The sequence below is a fragment of the Streptomyces sp. NPDC030143 genome, assembly GCF_055573695.1.
Genome location: NZ_JBVIAY010000006.1, coordinates 271,253 through 296,627, shown reverse-complemented (window position 1 = coordinate 296,627; position 25,375 = coordinate 271,253). Strand labels below are relative to the sequence as shown.

Annotated in this window: 24 protein-coding genes; 9 read left to right on the top strand and 15 right to left on the bottom strand. The window is 74.3% G+C overall.

The genetic code is table 11. The annotated features are described in order from the left end of the window. Positions 1-18: 18 nt before the first annotated feature. From ACZ4YY_RS13860 to ACZ4YY_RS13845, 4 genes are all read right to left on the bottom strand, one after another. A complete protein-coding gene (locus ACZ4YY_RS13860; RefSeq protein ID WP_468288333.1) occupies positions 19-507 on the bottom strand; it encodes a hypothetical protein in 489 nt (162 codons plus the stop codon). Positions 508-653: 146 nt separating this feature from the next. After that, entirely contained in the window at positions 654-1,070 is a 417-nt protein-coding gene (locus ACZ4YY_RS13855; RefSeq protein ID WP_468288330.1) for an ATP-binding protein, read from the bottom strand. 74 nt (positions 1,071-1,144) lie between these two features. Further along, positions 1,145-1,864: a hypothetical protein gene (locus tag ACZ4YY_RS13850; protein WP_468288327.1), complete on the bottom strand. Its 720-nt coding sequence runs from the start codon at positions 1,862-1,864 to the stop codon at positions 1,145-1,147. Continuing rightward, positions 1,861-3,531: a serine/threonine-protein kinase gene (locus tag ACZ4YY_RS13845; protein ID WP_468288324.1), complete on the bottom strand. Its 1,671-nt coding sequence runs from the start codon at positions 3,529-3,531 to the stop codon at positions 1,861-1,863. Before ACZ4YY_RS13845 ends, ACZ4YY_RS13850 begins: the two co-directional genes overlap by 4 nt. Before the next feature lie 191 nt (positions 3,532-3,722). On the opposite strand from ACZ4YY_RS13845, the gene ACZ4YY_RS13840 reads away from it, so the two are divergent. From ACZ4YY_RS13840 to ACZ4YY_RS13820, 5 genes are all read left to right on the top strand, one after another. Next, a complete protein-coding gene (locus ACZ4YY_RS13840; protein WP_468288322.1) occupies positions 3,723-4,679 on the top strand; it encodes a hypothetical protein in 957 nt (318 codons plus the stop codon). A gap of 189 nt (positions 4,680-4,868) precedes the next feature. Further along, on the top strand, positions 4,869-5,234 hold the full coding sequence (locus ACZ4YY_RS13835) for a hypothetical protein (protein WP_468288319.1): 366 nt from the start codon (positions 4,869-4,871) through the stop codon (positions 5,232-5,234). An 85-nt stretch (positions 5,235-5,319) separates the two neighbouring features. Beyond that, positions 5,320-7,227: a molecular chaperone HtpG gene (gene htpG / locus ACZ4YY_RS13830; protein WP_468288316.1), complete on the top strand. Its 1,908-nt coding sequence runs from the start codon at positions 5,320-5,322 to the stop codon at positions 7,225-7,227. 721 nt (positions 7,228-7,948) lie between these two features. Further along, on the top strand, positions 7,949-8,941 hold the full coding sequence (locus tag ACZ4YY_RS13825; RefSeq protein ID WP_468288313.1) for a glycoside hydrolase family 11 protein: 993 nt from the start codon (positions 7,949-7,951) through the stop codon (positions 8,939-8,941). 193 nt (positions 8,942-9,134) lie between these two features. Further along, entirely contained in the window at positions 9,135-9,938 is an 804-nt protein-coding gene (locus ACZ4YY_RS13820) for an AAA family ATPase (RefSeq protein WP_468288310.1), read from the top strand. Positions 9,939-10,446: 508 nt separating this feature from the next. Here ACZ4YY_RS13820 and ACZ4YY_RS13815 read toward each other — a convergent pair. The 5 genes from ACZ4YY_RS13815 to ACZ4YY_RS13795 all read right to left on the bottom strand — a co-directional run bounded on the left by ACZ4YY_RS13815 (position 10,447) and on the right by ACZ4YY_RS13795 (position 15,876). Then, on the bottom strand, positions 10,447-10,650 hold the full coding sequence (locus tag ACZ4YY_RS13815; RefSeq protein ID WP_143638655.1) for a cold-shock protein: 204 nt from the start codon (positions 10,648-10,650) through the stop codon (positions 10,447-10,449). 381 nt (positions 10,651-11,031) lie between these two features. Next, the gene (locus tag ACZ4YY_RS13810; RefSeq protein ID WP_468288307.1) at positions 11,032-12,051 is read right to left on the bottom strand and encodes a DUF5914 domain-containing protein; all 1,020 of its coding nucleotides are present in this window, start codon (positions 12,049-12,051) and stop codon (positions 11,032-11,034) included. Continuing rightward, positions 12,048-13,076, bottom strand: coding sequence for a phytoene/squalene synthase family protein (locus ACZ4YY_RS13805; RefSeq protein WP_468288304.1), 1,029 nt, complete (start codon positions 13,074-13,076; stop codon positions 12,048-12,050). Before ACZ4YY_RS13805 ends, ACZ4YY_RS13810 begins: the two co-directional genes overlap by 4 nt. After that, positions 13,073-14,614, bottom strand: a complete 1,542-nt coding sequence (crtI, locus tag ACZ4YY_RS13800; RefSeq protein ID WP_468288302.1) for a phytoene desaturase family protein — start codon at positions 14,612-14,614, stop codon at positions 13,073-13,075. The genes ACZ4YY_RS13805 and crtI overlap by 4 nt, the downstream gene beginning before the upstream one ends. Next, positions 14,611-15,876 (bottom strand): polyprenyl synthetase family protein, encoded by a 1,266-nt coding sequence (locus tag ACZ4YY_RS13795; protein WP_468288298.1) that lies wholly within the window; start codon positions 15,874-15,876, stop codon positions 14,611-14,613. Before ACZ4YY_RS13795 ends, crtI begins: the two co-directional genes overlap by 4 nt. 244 nt (positions 15,877-16,120) lie before the next feature. Here ACZ4YY_RS13795 and ACZ4YY_RS13790 point away from each other — a divergent pair, with 244 nt between their 5' ends. The 3 genes from ACZ4YY_RS13790 to ACZ4YY_RS13780 all read left to right on the top strand — a co-directional run bounded on the left by ACZ4YY_RS13790 (position 16,121) and on the right by ACZ4YY_RS13780 (position 19,703). Then, positions 16,121-17,302, top strand: a complete 1,182-nt coding sequence (locus ACZ4YY_RS13790; RefSeq protein ID WP_468288295.1) for a lycopene cyclase family protein — start codon at positions 16,121-16,123, stop codon at positions 17,300-17,302. A 116-nt stretch (positions 17,303-17,418) separates the two neighbouring features. Next, on the top strand, positions 17,419-18,150 hold the full coding sequence (locus ACZ4YY_RS13785; protein WP_468288292.1) for a class I SAM-dependent methyltransferase: 732 nt from the start codon (positions 17,419-17,421) through the stop codon (positions 18,148-18,150). Then, complete coding sequence (locus tag ACZ4YY_RS13780) at positions 18,147-19,703, top strand: FAD-dependent oxidoreductase (RefSeq protein ID WP_468288289.1); 1,557 nt, start codon at positions 18,147-18,149, stop codon at positions 19,701-19,703. Before ACZ4YY_RS13785 ends, ACZ4YY_RS13780 begins: the two co-directional genes overlap by 4 nt. 6 nt (positions 19,704-19,709) lie before the next feature. Here ACZ4YY_RS13780 and ACZ4YY_RS13775 read toward each other — a convergent pair whose 3' ends face one another. From ACZ4YY_RS13775 to ACZ4YY_RS13760, 4 genes are all read right to left on the bottom strand, one after another. Then, positions 19,710-20,351, bottom strand: a complete 642-nt coding sequence (locus ACZ4YY_RS13775) for a sigma-70 family RNA polymerase sigma factor (protein ID WP_468288572.1) — start codon at positions 20,349-20,351, stop codon at positions 19,710-19,712. A gap of 153 nt (positions 20,352-20,504) precedes the next feature. Next, positions 20,505-20,960, bottom strand: a complete 456-nt coding sequence (locus tag ACZ4YY_RS13770) for an SsgA family sporulation/cell division regulator (protein WP_468288286.1) — start codon at positions 20,958-20,960, stop codon at positions 20,505-20,507. 127 nt (positions 20,961-21,087) lie between these two features. Then, on the bottom strand, positions 21,088-21,429 hold the full coding sequence (locus tag ACZ4YY_RS13765; protein ID WP_468288283.1) for a DUF3140 domain-containing protein: 342 nt from the start codon (positions 21,427-21,429) through the stop codon (positions 21,088-21,090). A 1-nt stretch (position 21,430) separates the two neighbouring features. After that, positions 21,431-21,670: a hypervirulence associated TUDOR domain-containing protein gene (locus ACZ4YY_RS13760; protein WP_468288280.1), complete on the bottom strand. Its 240-nt coding sequence runs from the start codon at positions 21,668-21,670 to the stop codon at positions 21,431-21,433. A 349-nt stretch (positions 21,671-22,019) separates the two neighbouring features. Here ACZ4YY_RS13760 and ACZ4YY_RS13755 point away from each other — a divergent pair, with 349 nt between their 5' ends. Further along, positions 22,020-23,210, top strand: coding sequence for an MFS transporter (locus tag ACZ4YY_RS13755; RefSeq protein ID WP_468288277.1), 1,191 nt, complete (start codon positions 22,020-22,022; stop codon positions 23,208-23,210). A 411-nt stretch (positions 23,211-23,621) separates the two neighbouring features. On the opposite strand, the gene ACZ4YY_RS13750 is transcribed toward ACZ4YY_RS13755, so the two are convergent. Then, a complete protein-coding gene (locus tag ACZ4YY_RS13750) occupies positions 23,622-24,590 on the bottom strand; it encodes a glycosyltransferase family 2 protein (RefSeq protein WP_468288274.1) in 969 nt (322 codons plus the stop codon). Positions 24,591-24,721: 131 nt separating this feature from the next. Then, a complete protein-coding gene (locus ACZ4YY_RS13745; protein WP_468288271.1) occupies positions 24,722-25,144 on the bottom strand; it encodes a hypothetical protein in 423 nt (140 codons plus the stop codon). Between the last annotated feature and the right edge of the window lie 231 nt (positions 25,145-25,375).

Sequence of the window (25,375 nt, the reverse complement as noted above, 5' to 3'; positions counted from 1 at the left end):
GCGGCCGGGCCGCTCGCGTCAGTGCACCCCGCCCGGCGCGGCTCTGCCCTCGGCGGCGGCCGCCGCGAAGAACGGGGCGAGGTCCTCCATGCCGTGGTCGTCCCCGCCCTCGCGCCGGTCGGAGGCCGTGGCAGGGCCGCCCCGGTGCTCGGCGGCGAGGCCCGTAGCGACCTGCCGCACCTCCTCGGCGGTGAGGAGGAACGCCGGCCCGTGGCCGAACTCGTGCTCCTCGACGGTCCGGCGGTCGTGGCCGGTGGCCCGGGCCGGCCAGGGTTGGGCGGCCGTCCACTCCGCCGTGGCGTGCTCGGCCCGCACGCGGCCTTCGGCGAGGTCCGCCGGCACGCGGTAGTCGTGGCCGTAGGAGTCGGTGTGCCGGCGGAAGCCGGCGAGCGGCGGTTCGGGCACGTCCTCCTCGTCGAAGAAGAGGTGCCCGATCATCTCCGGGCGCTCCCGCGCCTCCTTCGGCAACGAGGCCTCGGTCTTCGCGGGGCTCAGCCACATCGACACCGGCCGCACCGCCCTTCGCTCCCGGCAACGGGCCCCGCCCGCCGCTGCGTTCCGGTCCTGCGGAGCGTAGCGGCGGACACTGACAGCCGATCACCGGGCGGACGCCGTACCCCGTCCCGGCCGGGCCCCCGGAAGCGGCCCGCCCGTCAGGTCGTCGCGGCGGACGACGGACGGAAGCAGGCGGTGACCGACTTGCCGTGCGGACACGGCCGTGCCTCCCAGCTGTCGGCCAGGGCGTCGACGAGGAACATGCCGCGTCCGCCCACGCGTTCCGTGCTGGGCTCGCGCGGTGTCGGCAGTTCGGTGGAGGAGTCGTGGACGGAGATGTGCAGGCAGCGACTGTCCCAGGCCATGACCAACTGGGCGCTGCTGTGCGCGTGCCGGTGGGCGTTGGTGACCATCTCCGAGACGGCCAGCAGGACCGAGTCCACGGTGTCGGGGTCGCTGCTGGTCCAGCCCAGGGTGTCGAGATGCCGACGAGCCCAGTCTCGTGCCTCCTTGACGGTGCTGTCCATCGGCAGGGTGCGGGCCCAGCCCACCGCCCGCAGCGCTGATCGGTCCACTGTGCTGCCTCCCTCGTACGGTGCGCCGAGGCTGCGGGTACCCCCGCGAGGCGGGTGAACTCCTGCCCGGGCGCTCATCGGCAGTCGTACAGGAACCTGGCGTCGGCCGACCGCTGGAGGGGCGACAGCAACCGCAGTTCCGCCACCGCCTGATGGCGGCCCTCGCCCTCGAAGGTCCACAACAGCCGGAGCCGGGTCCGGTCCCGGCCCGGACCCACGGCGGCGCTCAGCACGGCGGACGTGGTGCCGTCGCTGCGCACCCACCGGTAGGAGAGCGTGCCCGCGGGCCCGTCCGTCCGGACGTCCGCGACGATCTCGGCGGTGCCGTCGCAACCCAGCGTCCGCTCCGCGGCCGTCACCGTGACCCCCCGCACGGCGACCGGCCCGGCGCGGTGTTCGCTCCAGAAGACGAAGGCGAGGGCGACGACCAGCGCGAGCACGGGCACCGTGTACCGGCGCGGACGGCGGTGGGCGGCACCCGTGGACGGAGCCGGCGCGCAGGCGCGCCGTGCGGCGGGCACACGTCCGGCGAGGGCGGCGGTCACCCCCGGGCCGAAGCGCAACACGGTCCCCTCGACGGGCAGGGTGGGGGTCGTGCCGTGCGGGTCGGTGTCCGGTCGGGGCAGGGTGGGTGCCGTGTCGTGCGGGTCGGCGACCAGGGTGGTGTCGGGTTCGGGCCGTTGGACCCAGTGGCTGGCCAGCGCGGTGGCGCTGTAGTCGTCGTCACCGCCCGTGGGCGGGCCGCCGGCCGGGCCGTGCGGGAGGGGCCGGACGCGGTCGTCGTCGGTGGTCATCGGAGCTCGCACTGTCGCGTCAGGAGTTGCCGGGAGGCGCCGCCGCCGGCGGACGGGGGGCTGGTCGTGGCCTGGACGGTCCAGTGGCAGCCGGTCGTGGTGAAGGCGTGGTCGACGGTGAGCGTGTACCGGGTGGCGCCGCTGCGCCGGAGGACGACGGGCCCGCCGTCCGCGGCGCCCGGCCGGCCCGCGGTGTCCCCGGCGAACCAGTCGACGGTGACGGTGAGGGGACCGGTGCCGTCCGTCGTGACCGTGAGCGTGGCCGTCGCCGTCGCGGGGCCGGTCTGCCGGAAACCCGCCACCGCGATGTCCTTGACCGCGGGAGGGGCGGGGGAAGAGGGGGCGTCTGTCGTCGGGCTCGACGTCTGCGGGACGGTCGGGCTACCGGTCGGCCCCGGGTCCGACGCACCCGTCGAGGGCGGAGCCGGCGTGCCGGCCGGCATCGACGGGGACTCCGGGGCGGCGGAGACCGCGTCCGGCGTCGAGGCGGCGGGGGAGGGGGCGGCGGAGGTCGGTGCCGGCGTCGGGGACGGTGACGGCGTGGTCGACGGGGCCGCCGTCGTCGCGCCGGGGGTCGGGATCGCGCTCGTTGTGGCGAGGGCCTCCGCCACCCCGGGGGCGCCCGCCGTGGCGTCCGCGCTGCCCCGGTCCACGAGGCCGATGACGAGCGCCAGCAGAACGGCGGCGGCCGACACGGCGACACCCGGCCAGGTCGGCTGCCACGGCCGGAGCCGCCCTTTGCCCGCGCCCCGGCCCAGCACGGTGCGAGCCGTGTCGGTGCCCCCGCGCGGCATGCCCGGGGCGGCGGGACGCAGGAACAGCAACAGGGCGGCCAGCGCGGCCAGACGGCCGCGTCCGCGGTCCTCCCAGTCCTCGCCGTAGGAGGCGACCGCCACCTCCTCCAGCTCCGCCACGAACGCCGCCGCGTCCGCGGGGCGGCGGTCCGCCGCCTTCGCCAGCCCCCGGCCCACCAGCGAACGCACCGCCTCCGGCACGGCGTCGACGGGCACCGCGCCCTCGACGTGCTGGAACGCCAGCTCGACCAGACTGTCGCCGGTGAACGGCCGACGGCCCGTCAGACACTCGAAGAACGTGGCAGTGGCCGCGTACACATCACCGGCGGGCGAGGCCGGCTCGCCGGTCCACTGCTCCGGTGCCATGTACGCGGGAGTGCCGGCCACCCCGGCCCGCACCCCCGCGTCCACCGCGATGCCGAAGTCGACGAGCTTGGACACACCTTCCAGCGTGACCAGCACGTTCTCCGGCTTGTAGTCCCGGTGGACCACACCCACCCGGTGCGCGTCCGCCAGCCCGAGCAGCGAACCCTTGAGCACGACCAGCGCCGCCTCGGGCGTCAGCGGCCCCTCGCGCGCCAGCAGACTCCGCAACGACACGCCGTCCACCAGCTCCATCACGATGGCGGCGCCCTGGGTCGCCTCGACGTACTCGTACAGCCCCGCCACGTGCGGGCTGCGCAGCCCGCCGAGCAGCTCCGCCTCGGCGCGGAACCCGTGGACGAAGCCGGGCCGGGTGCGCAGCGACTCGCTGAGGTACTTGACGGCGACCGGCACACCGGATTCCTCGTGCACCGCGAGCACCACGCGCCCGCTCGCCCCGGATCCGATCTCGGACGACTCGGAGTACCCCGGCACCACCCATGCGTTCATCGCCGTCCCCCGTCCGGGCCGGCCCGTCACGGCCTCGCCGTGCGGGCGCACCCACCTCGCCGACCAAGACACGTATTCGGCCGGTCCGGTTGCAGTAAGGAGATGTACGCGCTTCCCGACAGATGTTCCCAAGCCGTAACGATCCCTGACGACAAAGGACTTGACTGCATTTCCTGCCCTATCTTCACGTCATGTCCACGCCGCCCTCGCCTCCGGAGCAGCCGGAGCAGCCGTCCGGGACGACGCCGTCCCCGCCGAGTGCCCATCCGTACCCGCCTGTGCAGAGCCCGGCCCCGGCCGACCAGGGAGGCGCCTCGCCGACCCCTGCCGCCGCCCCCGGGCCGGCGCAGCAGAACTTCTACGCCCAGCCGACCCTCGTCGGGCAGCCCGGGCAGCCCGGGCAACCCGGCCTGTCGGCACTGCCCGGCCAGCCGGGCCCGCCGGGACAGCACGGCCCCCAGATCCCCTACGGTCACCCGGGCCCCTTCGGGCCGGCGGCGGTCCCGCCGTCCCGCTCGGGCGGGGGCGCCGGCCGGGCGGTCCTGTGGGTCGCGCTCGGCGCGGTCGTCGCATCCGCCGCCTGGGCGGTCGGGGTCTTCGCGCTCGGCGGCGCGGACGACTCGCCCGACCTGCGCGGCTACACGGCCCCGTCCAACCTGTGCACCAGCGCGGACTACTCCTCCTTCGAGCGCGAGTACCCGTCCGACGACGGCTCCCCGACCTCCAGCGCCCTCAAGGACCCCGCACTCGACGAGAGCCACTGCAGCCTCGGGTTGAAGAAGGCGGGCTCGGAGTACTCCGACGCCTACCTCACCCTCCAGGTGGACCTGCACAAGAAGACCGACCCCGGGCCCGAGTTCACGGCGACCTGGAAGAACTACCGGGAGAACCACCCGGGGTACGAGGTGGAGACCGTCGAGGGCATCGGCGACGAGGCGTACCTGGTGTCCGAGGACACCAAGAGCGGCACCTCCAGCGGCTCCCGCTACGCCACCCTCGCCGTACGGGACGGCTGGACGACGTACACGATGAGCTACAGCGCCTACTTCTCGTCGTACGACGAGGACACCGACCCCCCGGAGCTCGACGAGGTGACCGGCTGGCTCAGGACGGACACCAGGGCCACCCTGGAGCGGCTCAAGGAGTGAGGGGCCGCAGGCCGGCGCCCGGCCGGAGCCGTGTCCGCGGGGGTTCCGGCACCCCCGCGGACACGGCCCCGGAGCCCGTCGCACGGGCGCGTTGTCAGTGGTGGGCGCAAGAATGCCCGGAAGTAAGATCAACACCGGCCCGAACGGGGTATCCGGTGTCGACAGCCCCTCCCCGGAAAGGTAACGCCGATGCCGTTCCTCCACGACCCCGGACAGCGTCCGGCCGGGCGTCTCCTCTCCGCCCGGACCTCACCGGACGCCGACGTGCTGCGGATCGTCGCCGACTCCCGCACCGCCGTGTTCGTCACCGAGTACGCGAGCGGACGCCGCAGGTACAGCTACTGGCGGCCCGTCGACTCCGGCACCGGCCGCGGCGGCTGCTACGTCGCCCTGCCCACCGACGTGTGCGAGCGGCTGCGCACCACCGGCCGGATCACCCTCGGCGAGCCCGTCACCGACCCGTCGAAGACCACCTACCGCGTCAGACCGGCGCGCACCGCGACTCCGGCGGCCCGGGCGCCGCGCGTCGTGCGGATGCGGGACCGGGCGGCCTGAGGTGGGGCAGCCGTGACCGGCTGTCCTACAGTGGCTGCCGTCAGTCAGTTCCGGCACTTGTGGGACGGAGAGGTAGTCGCGAACCATGCCGACCGAAACGTTTGAGTTTCAGGTGGAAGCCCGTCAGCTCCTCCAGCTGATGATCCACTCGATCTACTCGAACAAGGACGTCTTCCTGCGCGAGCTCGTCTCCAACGCCTCCGACGCGTTGGACAAGCTGCGCCTGGAATCCCTGCGGGACGACACGCTCGACGCCGACGTGTCCGACCTGCACATCGAGATCGACGCCGACCCGGACGCGCGTACCCTCACGGTGCGCGACAACGGCATCGGCATGTCGTACGACGAGGTCGCCCACCTCATCGGCACCATCGCCAACTCGGGCACCGCGAAGTTCCTGGAGGAGCTGCGACAGGCCGAGGACGCCGCCGGCGCGGAGGGGCTCATCGGGCAGTTCGGCGTCGGCTTCTACTCCGGATTCATGGTCGCGGACGAGATCGTCCTGGTGACCCGGCGGGCCGGGGAGAGCCAGGGCACGCGCTGGTCGTCGCGCGGCGAGGGCACGTACACGCTGGAGACGGTGGACGACGCCCCGCAGGGCACCACGATCACCCTGCACCTCAAGCCGGCCGATCCCGAGAACCAGCTGCACGACTACACCTCCCCGTGGCGGATCCGGGAGATCGTCAAGCGCTACTCGGACTTCATCACCTGGCCGATCCGCATGACCCCGCCGACCGCCGACGGCGAGAGCGACGACGCCCCGCGCGAGCCCGAGACGCTGAACTCGATGAAGGCGCTCTGGGCGCGGTCCCGCGACGAGGTGAAGGACGAGGAGTACCACGAGCTCTACAAGCACATCAGTCACGACTGGACGGACCCCCTGGAGACGATCCGGCTCCAGGCGGAGGGCACCTTCGAGTACCAGGCCCTGCTGTTCGTGCCCTCGCACGCCCCCCACGACCTGTTCACCCAGGGCTACAAGCGGGGCGTACAGCTCTACGTGAAGCGCGTCTTCATCATGGACGACTGCGAAGCCCTGCTGCCGCCCTACCTGCGCTTCGTCAAGGGCGTCGTCGACGCCCAGGACCTCTCGCTCAACGTGTCCCGCGAGATCCTCCAGCAGGACCGCCACATCCAGCTGATGCACCGCCGACTGGCGAAGAAGGTCCTGTCCTCGGTCAAGGACATGATGACCGCCTCGCCCGACAAGTACGCCACCCTCTGGCGCGAGTTCGGGGCCGTCCTGAAGGAGGGACTCGTCACCGACGCGGAGAACCGCGACGCCCTCCTCGCCGTCTCGTCGTTCGCGACCACGCACGACGCCGCCGAACCGACCACGCTCCAGCAGTACGTGGAGCGCATGAAGGACGGTCAGGACGACATCTACTACATGACGGGCGAGTCCCGCGAGGCGATCGAGAACTCCCCGCACATGGAGGCCTTCCGGGCCAAGGGCATCGAGGTCCTGCTGCTCACCGACCCGGTCGACGAGGTGTGGACCGACGCGGTCGGCACGTACGAGGGCAAGCGGCTGCGCTCCGTCGCCAAGGGCGAGATCGACCTCGGCCCCGACGGGGAGACGGCGTCGGAGGAGGAACGCGAGAAGCAGGGCGAGGAGTACGCCGAGCTGCTCGGCTGGATGAAGGAGCGGCTCGCCGAGCAGATCAAGGACGTGCGTCTGTCCTCCCGGCTCACCGTCTCCCCGGCCTGCCTGGTCTCCGACACGCACGACCTGACCCCGGCGCTGGAGAACCTGTACCGCGCCATGGGCCAGGAGGTGCCCCGCACCCAGCGCATCCTGGAGCTCAACCCCGAGCACACCCTGGTCAAGGGCCTGAACCAGGCGTTCCGGGACGGCGGGGACCGTACGGCCCTCGCCGAGAGCGTGGAACTCCTGCACGGCCTCGCGGTGCTGGCCGAGGGAGGCCGGCCGGCCGAGCCGGCGAGGTTCGTCCAGTTGCTGGCGGACCGCATGGAGCGCGCCCTGTAGAGGGCGGACCGGGCCGGGGACGGCAGCCGCGCCCGTGCGCGCCGTCCCCGGCCCGCCGCGCCGCGAGGGGGCGAACCGGCCGGCGGACACGGCATGCACACCGGCCCCCACGCCCGCCGTGACGCCCGCTTCCCCACCGGTTCGGGCCGCTCGGCGGGATGGGGTGCGATGTGGCTCCCCGCCACGGGCATGCGGAAGCGGAGCAACACCCGACCTGGTGTCAGTCGTCCCACCGGGGACACCGGGGCGCGATGCGCGGCGGCGGCCGGAACGCGTTCCCGGCACCGCCGCCCCCAGCAGGAGCGTTCGGAAGGCCACCGAATGTTTCGACGGAAAGCCCCTCGGTGCTCACTCTCTCCGTAAGGGCGTGACCGAGGCGGTATGACACTCCGTCAACTGCCTGTCGCCTGAACTGGAACGACACCACCGCGATCGATCCGCGATCACGCGAACGTTTCGAAAGTGATGCCGAAACTGTTGACTGTCGCCGCGGTCGGTCCAACACTTTCGCCATCGACGGCCCCGGCCGCCACCGCTCCCGGACACGCTCGTGCCCGGGCTTCACGGCCGTCGCGCGCACGACGGCCGGCCTGTGTCCTTCCGCGCCGCGCGGTGTCGCCGGACGGGGCGAACCCATGTCCTGCCCGTCGGCGGCCCGGCCTGCCGGGCCCCGCCACGCGGACGCCTGCCCGCACCAGTCCCATGAGGAGGAAGCACGGACATGACCGCGCACCCCCACCCCCCGAACCGCGGCCGCGGCCGCCCCCTGTCCCTGCTGCGCGGCGCCTGGGCCGTCGCACTCGGCGCGGTGATCGCGTTGCTCCTGCCGAGCGCCGCCAGCGCCGACACGGTCATCACCACCAACCAGACCGGCACCGACAACGGCTACTACTACTCGTTCTGGACCGACAGCCCCGGCACGGTCTCCATGAACCTCGCCTCCGGCGGCACCTACGGCACCTCGTGGCGCAACACCGGGAACTTCGTCGCCGGCAAGGGCTGGAGCACCGGCAGCCGCAGGAGCGTGACCTACTCGGGCAGCTTCAACCCGTCCGGCAACGCCTACCTGACCCTCTACGGGTGGATGTCGAACCCGCTCGTCGAGTACTACATCGTCGACAACTGGGGCACCTACCGGCCCACGGGCACGTTCAAGGGCACCGTCACCAGCGACGGCGGGACGTACGACATCTACCAGACCACCCGCTACAACGCCCCGTCCGTCGAGGGCGTCCGCACCTTCAACCAGTACTGGAGCGTCCGGCAGTCGAAGCGGACCGGCGGCACCATCACCACCGGCAACCACTTCGACGCCTGGGCCCGCGCCGGCATGCCCCTCGGCAGCTTCAGCTACTACATGATCATGGCGACCGAGGGATACCGGAGCAGCGGGAACTCCACCATCACGGTGGGCGGCACCGGTTCGGGCGGTGGCGGCGGTGGTGGCGGCGGTTGCACGGCGACCCTCTCCGCGGGGCAGCAGTGGAGCGACCGCTACAACCTCAACGTCTCGGTGAGCGGCTCGAGCGCCTGGACGGTGACGATGAACGTGCCCTCCCCGGCCAAGGTCCTCTCCACCTGGAACGTCAACGCCACCTACCCCAGCGCACAGGTGCTGACCGCCAAACCCAACGGCAGCGGCAACACCTGGGGGGTGACGATCCAGCACAACGGCAACCGGACCTGGCCCACGGTCTCGTGCGGGACGACCTGACCGCGGTGTGACGGGAGAGCGGCCCGCCGGAATCTCCGGCGGGCCGCTGCCGGCCCGGCGTTTCGTGAGGTTGATCCACTTTTCGAACAGGCCCTGCGCTTCCGGTCGGACGACGGCTGCGGCCGGGTGGTGCGGACGTTGCGGGGGACGGTATGAGATCTGTGGGGAACTCCTTCCGGGACCGCTGGCGGGCGTGACGACGGTGCCGCCGCCCGGCGGCGAAACCCGGCCGGACCTCCTGGGGCGCGACGACTTCCTGCGCGCCGTGCGTCTGCACATCGCGCGGACGGACACCGGCCACGGCGGCCTGCTGCTGATCACCGGCGAAGCCGGCATCGGCAAGACGTCCCTCACCGGGTGCGCGATGAACGAGGCGCGCGCCGTCGGCATGGCCGTGCTGCGCGGGTCGTGCCGGGACGCCGACGGCACCCCCGGCTACTGGCCGTGGACGCAGGTCGTACGGGGACTGCGCGCGTGCGCCCTGTCCGGCGCGTGGCAGGCCGCCTCGGACGCGGTCGGCGCGGCATGGCAGGTCCTGCTGGGCGGCGGGGCCGAGGCGGAGGAGGTGGACCGGTTCCGGCTGTTCGACGCCGTCACGACGCTGCTGGTCACCGCCGCACGGCACCAGCCGGTGCTGGTCGTGCTGGAGAACGTGCACTGGGCCGACCCGGCGTCGGGCGGCCTCCTGGAATTCGTCACGCAGCACATCTCGCAGGAACGGGTACTGATCGCGGCGACGTGCAGGGACGTGGAGATCGAACGGCCGGACCACCCCCTGCGCGACGGGTCGCGCTCCCTCGTGACCCGGGCCACGACGCTTCCCCTGACGGGCCCGGCCGCGCCGGACGTCGCCCGGCTGATGCACCGCACGACGGGCAGGACACCGGACGACGCCCTCGTCGCCGAGGTGCTGCGCCGTGACATCCCCTACCTGTTCGAGGACGGGTGGCCGAGCCGCTGTTCACCCCGGCCCAGCGTCGCCTGTCCGCCGCGCTGACGGAGTGCTGGGCCGCCTTCGTCCGCACCGGCACACCCGGCGGCGAGTCCCCGCCCACGTGGCCGGCGTACCGCCCGGGCCCCGCCGGCCGCCCGTACACCCCACCACCTCGACTTCCGGAGCCGTCTGCCCTGACCGTCCCGAAAAGGCGCCGCCGTCCGCCCTCGCAGAGGCGGACGGCGGTCGGCCCGGTCGGTCCCGCTCACGTCTCACCACCGGTCACGGCGCTGACCTCACCGGGGACGAGGCGGGCGTCGGCGCCCGAGGCGAGGAACGCGCAGGCCGGGCATGATCACCCGTACGGCGCAGTCTGCGGTCGCGGTCCCGGGGAAGCCGGATCCTGCGTCGGTGAGAGGTGTGCTCCCCGCTCTCCGGCGCCGGTGGCCGCGGTCGAACCCCCGAGTCGGCTGCGGCCACCGTCGCGTCGGTTCCCTGTCGTCCGGAACGGTCGTTCCGGACGGATGAGGCAGGGGCCCGGCGGTCGCCGGGGCCCCTGCCTCGTCACTGACTAGCCGCGGACGATGTTCTCCGCCTGCGGGCCCTTCTGCCCCTGCGTGACGTCGAAGGTGACCGTCTCTCCCTCGACCAGCTCCCGGTATCCGTTGCCGGCGATGTTGGAGTAGTGCGCGAAGACGTCCGGCCCGCCGCCGTCCTGGGCGATGAAACCGAAGCCCTTCTCGGCGTTGAACCACTTCACGGTGCCGCTGGCCATGCTGCGTTGTCCTTTGTTCTTGCCGGGGGTGCCCCGACGGGAGTGGATGTGGGGGCCACCCAAGATCGCGGGCGGCGTCCCAGGTCCGTTCTACCCCGCGCGCGGCCGGACTATCCGATCTTTCGGCTCCGTGTCCTTCCCGAGCCGAGTGACGGGTGTCCCGGGCCCGCGCGTCGGCCTGTCCGCCGCCCTCACCCGGACGGCCGGCCCCGCCGCCACCCCGTCTGTGTGGCGCAGATCACATCCCGCGCCTGCGGATGTGCCGTGCGACGACCCCGCGCCGCCGCCCACCCCGCGCGACCGGATTCGCCGGCGCCCCGTCTGGCGGTGTTCCGTTCCACGGCGCCCGGCCTCACAGCGCCCGTTCCACGGCGCCCGGCCTCACGGCGTCCCGTCCCAGCCCCGGGCGCGCAACTGCCAGCGCCGTTCGGCATAGGCCAGGTCGTCGCGCCACAGGCGCCCGGCGGCGGCCCGGACCAGCGGACGCAGCACGGGGGCCGCCCGGCGGGCGACGGCGAACCCGCGCCGGTCGGAGGCCGCCACGACGGCCTCGACGACCGCCGTGCGCGGCCGGCCCCGGTCGTCCGGCCCGAGCGGGGTCGCGTGCGTCTCGACGACCGACCCCCGGCCCTCGCCCTCGGTGATGCGCATGACGACCGTACGGGGTTCGGGCGCGGTGAAAACGGCCCGCACCGGAACGACCAGCCGCCCCGCCACCTTGAAGGAGACGTCCACCGTGAAACCGTCGTCCGCCGCCCCTTCGGCGCCCTCCGGCAAGCCGACCACCGTGAGGTCGACGAACGCGTACGGGTGGAACCACGCCCCGTGCCAGGGATCCAGACGGTTGGCGACGACGTCCTCGGGCTCGCAGCGTCCCGTCGCCACGTGGACCGCCGTCAGCGCCCGGGCGGTCTCGGGACGCCGGGGCACGACCGGCGCGTCCAGCGGTGCCTCGCCGCCAGCGTCGTCCAGTCGCACCCACAGCAGCACGCCGTCGTCGTGGACCGGCAGCGGGTTCCAGCCGGCGAACGGGCCACCGTCCAGCGCCAGGCCGTGCCAGTGGCACACGAGCGTGCCGCAGCGCACCGGACTGTCCCGCAGCGGGGCGCCCAGATGCGGACAGACGCCGGGACCGGCCACCGGGCGGCCGTCGGCGGCCCGCCAGACGACCACCTCGCGGCCCGCGACCGTCCGGCCCAGCGGACGGTCGACGCGCAGCGCGCTCGAGGCGCCCACGACGTACCAGTTGCCGGACGGGCGCACCTGGGCTCGCTTCAACGCGTCGGCGATCACCGAGGGCCGGGCCTCACGCCAGGTGGGCCGCTGCCGCTCCCAGGGGACGGGGCGTCGGCGCAGGGACAGCGGGAGACACCTGCGGCCGCCCGGCGGGACGGGGTTCACGCGACCTCCTGGTGGACGTCGCGGCCCGGCGTCGACGACGGGGCGGCGGGCGACGGGTCCGGACCCGCGCGTTCCGTGCGGCGCGCGTCGGCGCGGGCGCGCAGCCGCGCCCGGACCACCCGGGCGAGCCCGTCGGCGGCGACCGCGGCGCGGCGCCGCCGGGACACCACCGCCCGCCGGTGCAGCACCGCGTAGCCGTCCCGGGCGACGGCGTCCAGGATGCCGCCGTACAGCACGAACGCGGTCCGGATGCACGGCCGCGACACCGGATCGAGCATGTCCAGCCCCGGCGCCGCCTCCCGGTAGACGCCCCGGGTCAGCGCCGCGAACTCCCGCAGCGCGGCGGTGATCCGCGGGTCCGGCCGGCCCGTGTCACGGCTCCAGCGCAGCAGGGCCCGGTCGACGCCGTGGGCGCCCAGCAGATCGGCGGGCAGGTACACCCGCCCCCGGTCGAGATCCTCTCCCACGTCCCGCAGGAAGTTGCTCAACTGGAAGGCCACGCCGAGCGCCGCCGCGTGGGGCGCCGCCTGCGCACGCGGGACCACCGTGCCCAGGACCGGCAGCATCTGCAGCCCGATGACGGCGGCGGAGCCGTGCATGTAGCCGCGCAGGTCGGCGTAGGTGGGGTAGTCGCCGACCACCAGGTCGGCGCTCATGGCGGCCATGAAGTCGTGGAAGTGCTCGTGGGGGATGCCGTGGCGGCGCGCGGTGTCGGCGAGCGCGAGGACCACCGGTTCCTCGCTGTGCCCGCTGCGCAGCCCTTCGACCAGGCTGCGCCGGAGCCGGGCCAGCGCGTCCACCCGCTGTGCGGCGCGGACACCGGGATCGAGCGAGTCGACGATGTCGTCCGCCCAGCGCGCGAAGCCGTACAGGGCGTGCACGGCGGACCTGCGTTCCACCGGCAGCAGCCGGGTGGCGAGGAAGTACGTCCGTCCGTGCCGGGCGTTGAGCGCACGGCAGACGCGGTAGGCCGCGCGCAGCGCCGGATCGGTGATCCCGGCCGCGTCGAGTTCCCGGTCGGTCATGCGGTGGTCTCCTTCGTGCGGGTCGGCGACGTGCGCACGCGCGCGGGAGCGCGGCCCGGGACACCGGTGACGCGGGCCGCGGCCAGCTTCCCCGACAGCAGCACGGTCGGAACGCCGACGCCCGGGGTCGTGCCGCAGCCGGCCAGGACGGCGTTCTCGGTGCCGCGCACCAGGTTGCGCGGCCGGAACGGACCGGTCTGCGCGAAGGTGTGGGCCACCGAGAACGGCGAGCCGGCCGCGTGCCCCTGCGCCTGCCAGGAGGCCGGGGTGACGAGGCACTCCGACTCGATGGCGGCCTCGATGCCGTCGAGTCCGCGCCGCTCCAGCTCCCGCAGCAGCTCGGCCCGGTAGCGCGGCGCGAGGTCGGTCCACTCCCGGGCCCCGGGTCCGAGGTCGGTGTTGGGACAGGGGGCGAGAATGTAGTGCAGATGGCGGCCGGGCGGCGCGAGCCGCGGATCGGTGGCCGTGGGGCGCGTGATCAGCAGCGAGGGATCGCTCATCAGCCGTCCGCTCCGGGTGAGTTCGTCGAACGTGCCGCGCCAGGCCGCGCCGAAGGAGAGGGTGTGGTGGGCCAGCCCCGGCCAGGTGCGGTCGGTGCCCGCGTGCAGCACGACCGCGGAGGGCGAGTGGCGCAGCCGCAGCGGGCGCCGCGGCCGACGGCCGAGCAGACCGTAGGCGACGGGCAGGTCCGGGGTGAGGACGACGGCGTCGCAGGGGATGCGCTCGCGGTCGGTGACGACGGCGGTGATCCGGTCGCCGGACCGTTCCAGCCGCGTCACCCGCTGCTCGAACCGCAGGTCGGCGCCCGCGTCGACGGCGGCGTCCGCCATGGCCCGCGGCAGCGCGTGCATGCCGCCCCGGGGGAAGTACACGCCGGCGACGGTGTCCATGTAGGCGATGACGGCGTACGCCGCCAGGGCCCGCGCGGGCGGCACCCCGGCGTACAGGGCCTGGAAGGAGAAGACGCGGCGCAGCCGCTCGTCCCGGAGGAAGCGGCCGATGCGGGAGTCCAGCCGGCCGAAGCCGCCCAGGGCGGCCAGACGGGCGAGGTCGGCGTTGAGCAGACCCAGCGGCGAGTCGAAGTTGGCGTCGATGAACCGGCGCATCTGCGCGCGGTGGAGCCGCTCCAGCCAGTCGCGCAGCCGTCGGTAGCCCGCCGCCTCGCCGGCACCGGCGAACCGCTCCACCTCCGCGGCCATGGCGTCGGCCTCGGTGTGCACGTCGAGTGTGCTCCCGTCGGCGAAGCGGGCGCGGTAGGCCGGATGCAGCGGTACCAGCTCGACCCGCGCGAGGAGGCTGTCGCCTACGGCGGCGAAGGGCTCGTCGGCGAGATCGGGCATGGTCAGCACGGTGGGGCCGGTGTCGACGCGGTAACCGGCGAGGTCCAGCCGCCCGGCACGGCCGCCGGGCATCGGGTCGCGCTCCACGACGGTGACCCGACGGCCTGCGCCCAGCAGGTGCAGGGCGGCCGACAGACCGGAGAGCCCGGCTCCGACGACCACGACGTGGTCGGTGCGGCCGGACAGGGTGCGCGTCATGCGCGGGCCTCCTCGGCGGCCGGCGTGGCGGGCGACACGGCCACGGCGGCGTCCGGTCCGCACCGCGCCGGCCGGGTGGCCGGACCGGTTCCCGTTCCGCCCGCCGTGGAGACGAGCAGTTCGCGCAGACGGTCGCCGGCCCCGGGGTCGAGCGGGGCGCCGTCGAGATGGCGGAGCCCCTGCTCCACCAGCCGGCCGATCCTCGCCTCGACGGTGGCCCGGGCCCCGGTGCGCACCAGGACCTCCCGCACCTCCTCCAGGCCCGCCGGTGTCAGGTCCTCGTCGCCGAGCGACCGGTCCAGCACGGCCAGGGCCGCGTGGTCCCCGGACGCCTCGGCCCTGGCCCGGGCCAGGGCGACCAGGTACGTCGGCTTGCCCTCGCGGATGTCCCCGCCGGCGGGCCGGCCGGTCAGGGAGGCGTCGGCGAAGACGTCGCCGAGATCGTCGCGGAGCTGAAAGGCCAGGCCGACGCGGCGGCCGGCCGAGCACAGCGCGCCCGTCGTCGCCCGGTCCGCCCCGGCCAGTGCCGCGCCGAGCGCGAGAGGACGTTCGACGGAGTACAGGGCACTCTTGAGACAGGCGGAGCGCAGCGCCCGCGGCAGGGAGCGCGACGCAGTGATCTGCCCCTGCACGTCGAGGTACTGGCCCGCCACCATCTCCGTGCGCAGGTCGCTCCACAGACGCCGCACCACCGGGGCGGTGTCCGGGGGCAGCGGGGTCTCGGCCACCAGATCGTCCGCCCACGCCAGCGCGAGGTCCCCGGCGAGGACCGCCGCCGCCTCCCCGAACCGCCGGACCCGGGCCGACCGGTCGGAGCGGGCGTACTGGGCGCCGATCTCCGTGTGGAGGGCGGGCCGGCCCCGGCGCCGGGGCGAGGCGTCCATCACGTCGTCCTGGACGAGCGCACAGGTCTGCAGGACCTCCAGCGCGGCGCCCACCCGAAGGGCCGCCGAGGCGCAGTCGTCGTCGTGGCCGCCGCAGGCGCGCAGCGCCCACCACACCAGACGCGAGCGCGTGCGCTTGCCGCCGTACCGGGTGAAGCGGGCGACCCGCAGCGCCAGATCGTCGGCGAACAGCGGGTCCACCCCCCGGGCGCGGGCGACCCGGTCGGCGAGCATCCCGTCGAGGACCCGGCCGACGGCCGCATGCACGTCGCGGTCGACGGCCCACACCCGAACGGGGGACGCCGGCAGCGCGACCAGTCGGGGGGCGGGCGGCGGCGGCCCGGCCGCAGGGTGATCCGTCGCCTGTGTGGGGCGCATCCCGGTTCCTCTCGTCGTGATCGCAGAACGCCTTGCCGTCCCGGTGTTCGGCCCCTGAGCCCTGCACGGATGCGGGCCGGGACCCGGAAGCCGGGCGGACGCGGGGCGCGTCACGCCCCTTCCAGGCTCGTCGTCCTCGGCGTCGGCCGCCTGTCGCATTCGGGTGACCCGCATCCGAACGGGCCCACGGGCGGGAAGACCGATGGAGTGCGCGAGGGTCGGGCGCAGGAGGGAGACAGCCGACGTGTGGGAGGCGGACGTGGCGGTCGTCGGCGCGGGTGCCGCGGGACTGTCCCTGGCGCACCGCCTGTCCGGCGGGGGTGAGCCGTCGGTGGTGCTGGTGGACGCGCCGCCCGGCCCGTTGCGGCCGGCGAGCCGGACCTGGTGCTTCTGGGAGGGCGGCCGGGGCCGCTTCGAGGCCGCCGTCACCGCCACCTGGCGTTCGCTGCGCGTGCGCCCGCCGACGGGACCGCCCGTGACGGGGGACATCGCCCCGCTGCGCTACAAGATGATCCGGTCCGACGACTTCGAGGACGTGGTCGGGCGCGACCTGGCGCGCAGTCCGAACGTACGGCGCCTGGAAGGAGTCGTCGAGACGATCGAGGACGTCCCCGGCGGAGCGCGGGTCGTCTTCCGGGACGCCGACGGCCGGCCGGGGGTCCTCGGCGCCCGCTGGGTGTTCGACTCCCGCCCGCCGGGCAGCCTGCCCGCGGCACGCACCACCCTGTTGCAGCACTTCCACGGGTGGTTCGTCCGCACGGCCCGGCCCGTCTTCGACGACGGCACCGCGGAGCTGATGGACTTCCGCACGCCCCAGCCCGCCGTCGGCCTGTCCTTCGGCTACGTGCTGCCCACCGGTCCCCGCGAGGCCCTGGTGGAGTACACCGAGTTCTCACCGCGGCCCCTCACCGCGGACGGCTACGAGCGGGCCGTGCGGCACTACGTCCGGGACGTCCTCCGGCTCGGCGACGTCCAGGTGTGCGGGACCGAGACCGGCGTCATCCCGATGACGGACGGCCGGATGCCGACCCGGGTCGGGGCGTCCGTGTTCCGCATCGGGGCCGCGGGCGGCGCGACCCGCGCGTCGACCGGGTACACCTTCGCCGGACTCCAGCGTCAGACACGGGCCGTCGCCGCCGCCCTGCGCCGGGGCCGGCAACCGGTGCCGCCGCCCGCCCACTCGGCCCGCTCCCGCGCCATGGACGCCGTCCTGCTGCGCGCCCTCGACAGCGGCCGGGTCGACGGACCCGCGCTCTTCTCCCACCTGTTCGAACGCCTGCCCATGAACCGGGTCCTGCGCTTCCTCGACGGGCGCACGGGCCTCGTGGAGGACCTCTCCGTCGGCCTGCGCACGCCGGTCGGCCCCATGCTGCGCACGGCGATCGAGCTGCGCCGCCTGGCCCCGCGCCCCCACGAGTTCCCGTGACCCGGCCCGCCGCGCAGCAGCGACCTGCCGTGACCACGTCGCGCCCCCACGACCTCCCGTGACCGCGCCCCACCGCGCCCCGCACGGCCCCTGCTCCCCTGGAGGATGGAGACCGCATGAACCTGCTGCGCGACGAGGATCTCGCCGCCGCCTTCGACCACGCCGCCCGCAGCTACGACACTCTGGTGGCCGTCAACCCCGGCTACCACGCGCACCTGAGGCGCTCGGTGCGCCGCCTCGGCCTGCCCGGGCACGGGGAAGGACTGCGCGTCCTCGACCTCGGATGCGGCACCGGTGCCTCGACCGCCGCACTGCGGTCCGAGCTGCCCGGCGCCGCCATCACGGCCGTGGACGCCTCCGCCGGCATGCTCCGGCGGGCCGCCGCCAAGCCGTGGTCGAGCGGTGTGACGTTCGTGCATGCCCCCGCGGAAAGGGTCGCCGAGGCCGGGGTCGAGGGCCCCTTCGACGCCGTCTTCGCCGCCTACCTGTTCCGCAACCTGTCCGACCCCGACGCCGTCCTCGGCGCGGTGCGCGCGCTGCTGGCCCCGCGGGGACGGCTGGGTGTGCACGAGTACACCCTCAGCGGCCGTCGCGCCGACCGCGCGGTGTGGACGCTGGTGTGCCGCGGCATCGTCCAGCCCGTGGCCACCGTCCTCGGGGACGCCGGGCTGTACCGGCACCTGCGGCGCAGCGTCGTCGACTTCGACACCGCCGACCGGTTCGCCGACCGGGTCCGCGCCGCCGGATTCGAGGCCGTACGGACCCTGCCGCTGCCGGGCTGGCAGACGGGCATCACCCACACCTTCGTCGCCCGGCGCGGCGACGCCCCCGGGGAGGGCGGGCGATGACCGGACCCCGCCGATCCGACGGCTCCCGCCACGGCCGGGACCGCCGCGCCCGCGTACTGCCCGCCCACCCCGGGGCGGCGCGGATCGAGGGCGCCCGCCGCACCACCGCCGTCGTCGGGGGCGGCATCGCCGGACTGGCCGCCGCGACCGCACTGGCCGAACGCGGAGTGCGGGTGACGCTGTACGAACGCGAGCCGTACCTGGGCGGACGCGTCGGCGGATGGCCGGTCGGCCTGGCGGACGGATCGACTGTCACCATGAGCCGCGGCTTCCACGCCTTCTTCCGCCAGTACTACAACCTGCGCGGCCTGCTGCGCCGTACCGACCCCCGGCTGGAACGGCTGACCGGCCTGCCGGACTACCCGCTGCGGCACAGCAGCGGTGCGCGGGACGGTTTCCGCCACGTCCCGCGCACCCCGCCGTGGAGCGCGCTCGGCTTCGTCGCGCTCAGCCCGTCCTTCGGCCTGCGGGACCTGCGCGCGGTGAACCCGCTCGCCGCCCTGCCGCTGCTCGACGTACGGGTCCCCGAGGTGTACGAGCGCCTCGACCGCACCAGCGCCCACGACTTCCTCGACGCCGTGCGCTTCCCGCGGGCGGCCCGCCATCTGGCGTTCGAGGTGTTCTCCCGCAGCTTCTTCGCCGACCCGCGGGAGCTGTCGGCGGCGGAGATGGTGCTGATGTTCCACATCTACTTCCTCGGCTCCGCCGAGGGCCTGCTGTTCGACGTCCCTACCGCCCCCTTCCCGGCCGCCCTCTGGCACCCGCTCGCCGGCTACCTGCGGCGGCACGGCACCGACGTACGGACGTCCGCCGCCGTCGAACACGTCGCCCGCACACCGGACGGCACCTACGCGGTCACCGCCGGCGGCGGGGAACGGCGGTACGACACAGTGGTGCTGGCCCTGGACACCGCGGGCCTGCGCTCGATCGTCGCCCGCTGCGACCGGCTGGGCGACGCGCCGTGGCGGGAGCGGATCCGCCGCCTGCGCACCGCCCCGCCGTTCCTGGTCACCCGCCTGTGGCTGGACCGGCCCGTGGCCCCGGACCGGCCCGGCTTCCTCGGTACGAGCGGCTACGGCGGCCTCGACAACATCAGCGTGCTGGAACGCTGGGAGGACGAGGCGGCCCGGTGGGCGGCCCGCACAGGCGGATCCGTCGTGGAGCTGCACGCCTACGCGGTGCGGCCCGACGCCGACCGCGACGTCGAACAGAAGCGCCTCGTCGAGGAGTTGCGCCGGGTCTACCCGGAGACCCGCCGGGCCGCCGTCGTCGACGCCCGTCACGTGTGGCGGCAGGACTGCCCGCTGTTCGCGGTGGGCGCCCGGCACGACCGGCCGGCCGTGCGCACCCCCGAACCCGGACTCGTGCTCGCCGGTGACCTGGTCCGCACGGACCTGCCGGTGGCCCTGATGGAGCGCGCCGCGACCAGTGGATTCCTCGCGGCCAACGCCCTGTTGGAGCGGTGGGGTGTGCGCGGGCAGACGCTGTGGACGGTCCCGGACCGGGGGCGCGGCGCCGTGCTGCGCGCCCTCGCCCGGTGGGGGAGGGGCTGACCCGTGTCATCCGCACCGGGCGCGGTCGTCGTCCACCAGACAGCGGCCGAGCCGGTGCAGTCCGCGTCGTGCGTGACTCTTCACCGTTCCGAGGGGCCAGCCGGTCACCTGGGAGATCTGCGTCTGGGTGAGATCGTCGTAGAAGGCGAGGCTGAGCACGGTGCGCTGCGGCTCCGTCAGCTCCGCCATCGACTGTCCGATCAGGACGCGGTCCAGGACCGCCTGGGGGTCGGCGAGCCGGCGCCGGCCGTCGTCCAGGGCCAGCAGGGAGCCGGCCGTGGCGACCAGTTCGGTGCGCCGGGTGCGCGCCTCTAGGGCGTCGGCGATCTTGCGCCGGGTGATGCCCACCAGCCAGGCGGACAGAGCGCCGCGTTCGGGCCGGAAGCCCGCCCGTCCACGCCACGCGGCCAGGAGCACGTTCTGGGTGACGTCCTCGGCCTCGACCGAGTCGCCCAGCGTCCGGCACGCGAGCGAGTGCACCAGCGACCCCCAGGTGCGGTAGACGTCGTCCAGCGCGTCCTCGTCGCCGGCGGCGAAGCGGGCGGTCAGTTCGGCGGGGGCGGTGGCGGTGGCGGAGGCCGTGGCGGGGGCGGGCGCGGACGCCGGCACGTCACCGCGCCCGGTTCGGACTGTCTGCGCTGCTGTCATGGCGGCCACTCCCGGTTCGGCGGAGGTGTGTCCCGTGAGGTGCGGATCGCCGACGGTCAGGTCGTGCGACACCGCCTAGGACACCGTCCGACCAACCGATGCGACACGACAACTCGCATCGTTCGCGCATCGTTTCCGATCCACGCTCGGGCGTCATCCGCGCCGCAGCAACCGCTCCAGCTCGTCGTCCCAGCGCAGACGGGAACCCTCCGCGCCGGCGGGTACCTCGGCGAACGTCCCCTCCAGCCACTCCTTCAGCTCCGCGGCCGGCACGTACAGCACGGCGGCGGCGCGCCTGCCCCGCAGCAGGATGCGGGCCGTCCTGCCTCCGTGGCAGCGGCAGGGCGGCCAAACGCGCACGTCGCCGTCGCCGGACGGCACGCGCAGACCGGCGTACAGCAGGTCGCGCGAGAGCACCCAGGGCCGGACGGGGTCGGGGATGCCGGGGAAGTCCATCCGCACGGCGAGCGGGTCGTCGCGGTCGTACCCGAAGCGGGCCTCGATCGGCAGGGCCACGGTGTCGTCGACGACCAGATGGACGGTCACCTCGAGGGGCCGGGGCCGGCGGCGGGGCCGGGTGCCGGGCGACGGATCGGTGGGGTGCTGCATGACGCCTCCCGGAACGCGGTGGGGGCGGGTCTCGCGCGGTGTATCGCGAGGACCACACTCCCTCTTCCCGGCGACCGGGCGGGTCGGATGCGTTCCGCGCCGCCCGGACCGGAGGCTCCTCGGAGACTCAGCCGTCGGCGAGGGGGTCGTGGCCCCAGTTCATCAGCGAGTGGCGCCAGCGCGTGTCCCGCACCTCTCCGGAGGGGCGCTGGGCGAGGTGACGGCGGATGTAGCCGTTCACCTTGCGCATGTGCGCGTAGTCCTCGTCCGAGAGGTCGCCCTGCTTCGTGCGCAGGATGCCGACGATGGCACGGCCCGAGGCGTGGCCCGTCGACTCGCCGCCGTCCCGGTGCTGTCCGGCCGCCCGGGAGTCGTCGGTGTCCAGCCACTTCTCCAGCGTCGACGGGGTCATGTTGACCAGTTCGCCGAAGGTCTCCCGGATCTCGCGCCGTTCGTCCCGGGCCGGCACGTCAGCCCTGCTTCCGCTTCAGGGCCGACGGCTTGTGGACGGCGGTCCGGCCGGACTTGTCGCTGCGCACTTCGTACTGGGGCTCGTCCGACGAGGCGTCCACGGTGCGCCCGGCCGCCTCCGTCCGCTCGGTGATCTTCCTCTCCACGGTGCCCGTGGTCTCCGTGCCGTGAGTGCGCCACGCGACCTTGTCGCCCTTGGCCGGCTCCTTCCTCGCCGCACGGCCCTTCGCCTTCGCCATGGTCGTACCCCTCACGGGAGTCTCGGGTGCGTGATGGTCCCTCCTTCCACCCTGCGGGCGCGGGACGCCGTCCGCACCCGGGCGGAGGAAGCCCCCCGGCACCCGGTCGCACCGACGAACGGTCCGGACGTCACCCGCGCACCCCCGGCGCCCTCGGGCCGTGAACCTCCCTGCGCCGCGCACCGCCTCGCACGCGCCCGCCCGTGCCCCCGGGCCGTGGACTCCCCGTGCCGCCCACCACCCGGCACCGCGCCCGCCCGGGGCCGTGAAGCTCGCACGCGTGCCCGACCCCGCCGGTGCGGTGGCGTGCCGGGCCGGAGCGGGACGGTGCACGGGGTTACCGTGCGGCATGGACGGTGACCGCCGAGGATGGCGTGCCTGTGTGCTCAGCGGCGCGGTGTTCGCCGTGTGCATGGCCGGCACCACGCTGCCGACCCCGCTCTACCCGCTCTACCAGGAGGAGTTCGGGTTCTCCGAGCTGACGGTGACCGTCGTGTACGCGGTGTACGCCTTCGGCGTCATCGGCGTGCTGCTGCTGGTGGGCAACGCCTCGGACGCCGTGGGCAGACGTCCGGTGCTGCTGGCGGGCCTGGGCTGTGCGGCGGCCAGTGCCGTCTGCTTCCTGAGCGCCACCGGGCTGGGCTGGCTGTACGCGGGACGGCTGCTGTCCGGCCTGTCCGCCGGTCTGTTCACCGGCGCCGCCACGGCGTACGTCATGGAGCTGGCGCCGTACGGCGGCGCCTCCCGGGCGACGTTCGTCGCGACGGCCGCCAACATGGGGGGACTGGGCTGCGGTCCGTTGATCGCCGGAGTGCTCGCGCAGTACGCCGTCCGGCCGTTGCGCCTGCCGTTCCTGGTGCACCTGGTGCTGGTGGCCGGCTCGGTCGGCGTCCTGTGGGGACTCCCCGAGAGTGTGCGTCAGCGGCGGCCGCTGCGCGGCGTACGGCCGCAGCGGCCCGCTCTGCCGCCGCGGGTACGGGCGGTGTTCGGACCCGCGGCGACCGCCTCGTTCGTGGGGTTCGCCCTGTTCGGGGTGTTCACGTCGGTCAGCCCGGCGTTCCTCGCGCAGTCCCTGGACGTGCACGACCACGCAGTGAGCGGACTGGTCGTCGCGCTGGCCTTCTTCGCCTCGACCGCCGGGCAACTGGCGGTCGGCCGGGTCGGCGTCGGGCGGTCGCTGCCGGTGGGCTGCGCCGGGCTCCTCGCCGGGCTGGCGCTGCTCGCGGCGGCACTGCGGTGGGACCTGCTCGCCTTGGTGGTGCTGAGCGCGCTCGTCGGCGGGGCAGGGCAGGGGCTGGCGTTCCGCGGGGCGCTCGGCGCGGTGGCCGGCGCGTCTCCCGACCACCGCCGGGCGGCGGTGATCTCGACGCTGTTCGTGGTGGCCTACGCGGGCATCTCGGTGCCGGTGATCGGCGTGGGCCTGCTGGCGGATCCGATCGGCCTGGAGGGCGCGGGACTGGTGTTCATCGCCTGTATGGCCGTCCTGGTCACGACGGCGGCCGTCTACCTGCTCCGACGGCCGGTGCCGACGCGGGCGTGACCGCACGACCGACCGCCGATTGAATCGTTTCACCGCACTCTCGGCGGTGCCGGCGTCGAATTCGGCTGGACCGAGCCCGGTTTCTACGACGGCGACTGGCACGCCCCCGCGACCCGGGGCGCCGTCGACGGGCTGGTGCCGGCGCTGATCGAGCAGGTGCGGCTGCACGACGCGGAACCCGCCTCGCTGCGGAAGACCGGCGACGGCCGCCGGCTGGTGGACCTCGGCCGCGAGATCGTCGGCCGGGGGAGAGCGGCCGGGGGGACGTGCGGCCGTTCACCGACCTCACGGGAACCGTGCTGCCGGTGGACGTGCGGCCGTTTCACCGACCTCACGGGAACCGTGCTGCGTGTCGGCCCGGTCGGCTCGGGCGCGACGGAGGTCACCCGCTGGCCACGGCTTCCTCCGCGATCACACGGAGGAAGCCGTGGGGGCGGGCGCGTCGTCCGGTACGCCCGGGTCGGCGACGGCGCCGCGGGCGGCCAGCGCCTGCTCCAGCCGCCGGATGTGGTAGTACTGCACCCGCGTCGTGCGCTGGAGAGCCATGACCGCGGCGAGGAACTGGTCCATCTCGGCGGCCCGGGTGAGGATGTCGTCCGGCACGTGCTCGTCGCGCAGGCAGGCGTCCGCGTCCTGGGAGAGCACGGCGTGTGCCCAGCCCCGGGTGACCGGCTTGAACAGCCCCGGGTGGTTGGCCACGATCCGGGCCCGGATGGCCAGGTCGTTCTCTGCGGCCTCCAGATGCAGGCCGGTGTCCTTGTTGCGCGCCCCGAAAAGCGGCTCGTGGAGGTGGTGGGCCTCGAAGCCGTGCTCGACGCAGCCGACCCAGAAGTCCCAGTCCTCGCCGGCCCGCATGGTCTCGTCGTAGCCGCCCACGGTCTGCCACGCCTCACGGCGGTACAACGAGCAGTAGAACATGATCAGCCGCTGGAGCAGCAGCTCCCTGCTGTAGGCGGGCAGGGGCATCGCCTGCGGGGGCAGATCATCGTCGGTGAAGGTGAAGACGTCGGTCGAGGCGATGGCGATGCCGGGGTCGGCGTCGAGCACCGCGACGGTCTTCTCCAGCATCGTGGGCGCGATCACGTCGTCGGCGTCCAGCGGCAGGACGTAACGGCCGACGGCGGCCGCGATGCCGGTGTTGCGGGCTGCGGACACCCCGGCGTTGGCCTGGCGCAGCAGCCTGATGCGCCGGTCCGGGTGGCGGGCGATCAGGTCCTCCGCCACCTCGACGGTGTCGTCGGTGCTGCCGTCGTCGACGATGACGAGTTCCCAGGCGCCGAACGTCTGGGCGACGACGCTGGACACCGCCTCGGGCAGATAGCGGGCGTAGTCGTGGCAGGGGATGACCACCGAGACCACAGGGTCGGATCCGTGGGACATGCGTCGTCTTTCGCGTCGGACGGAAGGGAACGGGAGGGGCGGAGCGGGGGAGGGGCAGGCTCCGCGACGGCGGGGGCCGACCCCCGGCCCCGCAGGGGGCCGGGGGCGCGGCGGACCCGCCGGATCACGGGCTACGCGAACCGTGCCTCACGCCCATGGCCGTGGTCACGGGAGTGGCCCCAGCCGTGGTGGCCGTGTTCCTGGTGATGGCCGTAGTCACAGACGGTGATGTTGCCCACCGGGGTGCAGCAGACGCTGTAGTCGGTGATCGTCATGTTGCCCACCGGCGTGCAGCAGTGGCCGTAGTCGGTGATGGTCACGTTGCCCACGGGAGTGCAGCAGTGGCCGTAGTCGGTGACGGTGACGTTGCCGATGGGCGTGCACGGGTGCCCCTCGCCGGAGGTGAGGGTGACGTCGCCGCCTATCGCCTGTCCCTGCCGCGCGTACGGTGCGGACGCCGACGCTTCCGAGCCGAGGGCGGCCGCGTAGGCCGCCTCGGCGGAGCTGAGCAGTCCGGCGGTCGCCAGAGCGGCGGGCAGGGCCAGGGAGGACATGACACGGGCTTTCACGGTGGAGCCTTTCGTGGGGGAACGGGGGCTGCCCTCCCACCGCCGGTGGTCTCCTCGCCGGAGGGGGGCAGTAGCGCCACCGTAGGTTTCCACCACAAGGAGTGCCGAGATGATTACTCCACGCGGTGGACCGGCGCCGACGCGGCACGGTGCCGCGCACCCCGGGGCCGGGCGGCCCGGTGCCCGCACCCGGGGCCCGGGCGCGGCCCGGTGCCC

Excerpts from the sequence above, each read along its gene's own strand:
- ACZ4YY_RS13850 (WP_468288327.1), bottom strand. The coding sequence starts at position 1,864 with ATGACCACCGACGACGACCGCGTCCGGCCCCTCCCGCACGGCCCGGCC.
- ACZ4YY_RS13845 (WP_468288324.1), bottom strand. The coding sequence starts at position 3,531 with ATGAACGCATGGGTGGTGCCGGGGTACTCCGAGTCGTCCGAGATCGGA.
- ACZ4YY_RS13840 (WP_468288322.1), top strand. The coding sequence starts at position 3,723 with ATGTCCACGCCGCCCTCGCCTCCGGAGCAGCCGGAGCAGCCGTCCGGG.
- ACZ4YY_RS13835 (WP_468288319.1), top strand. The coding sequence starts at position 4,869 with ATGCCGTTCCTCCACGACCCCGGACAGCGTCCGGCCGGGCGTCTCCTC.
- htpG (WP_468288316.1), top strand. The coding sequence starts at position 5,320 with ATGCCGACCGAAACGTTTGAGTTTCAGGTGGAAGCCCGTCAGCTCCTC.
- ACZ4YY_RS13825 (WP_468288313.1), top strand. The coding sequence starts at position 7,949 with ATGACCGCGCACCCCCACCCCCCGAACCGCGGCCGCGGCCGCCCCCTG.
- ACZ4YY_RS13815 (WP_143638655.1), bottom strand. The coding sequence starts at position 10,650 with ATGGCCAGCGGCACCGTGAAGTGGTTCAACGCCGAGAAGGGCTTCGGT.
- ACZ4YY_RS13805 (WP_468288304.1), bottom strand. The coding sequence starts at position 13,076 with ATGACCGACCGGGAACTCGACGCGGCCGGGATCACCGATCCGGCGCTG.
- crtI (WP_468288302.1), bottom strand. The coding sequence starts at position 14,614 with ATGACGCGCACCCTGTCCGGCCGCACCGACCACGTCGTGGTCGTCGGA.
- ACZ4YY_RS13795 (WP_468288298.1), bottom strand. The coding sequence starts at position 15,876 with ATGCGCCCCACACAGGCGACGGATCACCCTGCGGCCGGGCCGCCGCCG.
- ACZ4YY_RS13785 (WP_468288292.1), top strand. The coding sequence starts at position 17,419 with ATGAACCTGCTGCGCGACGAGGATCTCGCCGCCGCCTTCGACCACGCC.
- ACZ4YY_RS13780 (WP_468288289.1), top strand. The coding sequence starts at position 18,147 with ATGACCGGACCCCGCCGATCCGACGGCTCCCGCCACGGCCGGGACCGC.
- ACZ4YY_RS13775 (WP_468288572.1), bottom strand. The coding sequence starts at position 20,351 with ATGACAGCAGCGCAGACAGTCCGAACCGGGCGCGGTGACGTGCCGGCG.
- ACZ4YY_RS13770 (WP_468288286.1), bottom strand. The coding sequence starts at position 20,960 with ATGCAGCACCCCACCGATCCGTCGCCCGGCACCCGGCCCCGCCGCCGG.
- ACZ4YY_RS13760 (WP_468288280.1), bottom strand. The coding sequence starts at position 21,670 with ATGGCGAAGGCGAAGGGCCGTGCGGCGAGGAAGGAGCCGGCCAAGGGC.
- ACZ4YY_RS13755 (WP_468288277.1), top strand. The coding sequence starts at position 22,020 with ATGGACGGTGACCGCCGAGGATGGCGTGCCTGTGTGCTCAGCGGCGCG.
- ACZ4YY_RS13750 (WP_468288274.1), bottom strand. The coding sequence starts at position 24,590 with ATGTCCCACGGATCCGACCCTGTGGTCTCGGTGGTCATCCCCTGCCAC.
- ACZ4YY_RS13745 (WP_468288271.1), bottom strand. The coding sequence starts at position 25,144 with ATGTCCTCCCTGGCCCTGCCCGCCGCTCTGGCGACCGCCGGACTGCTC.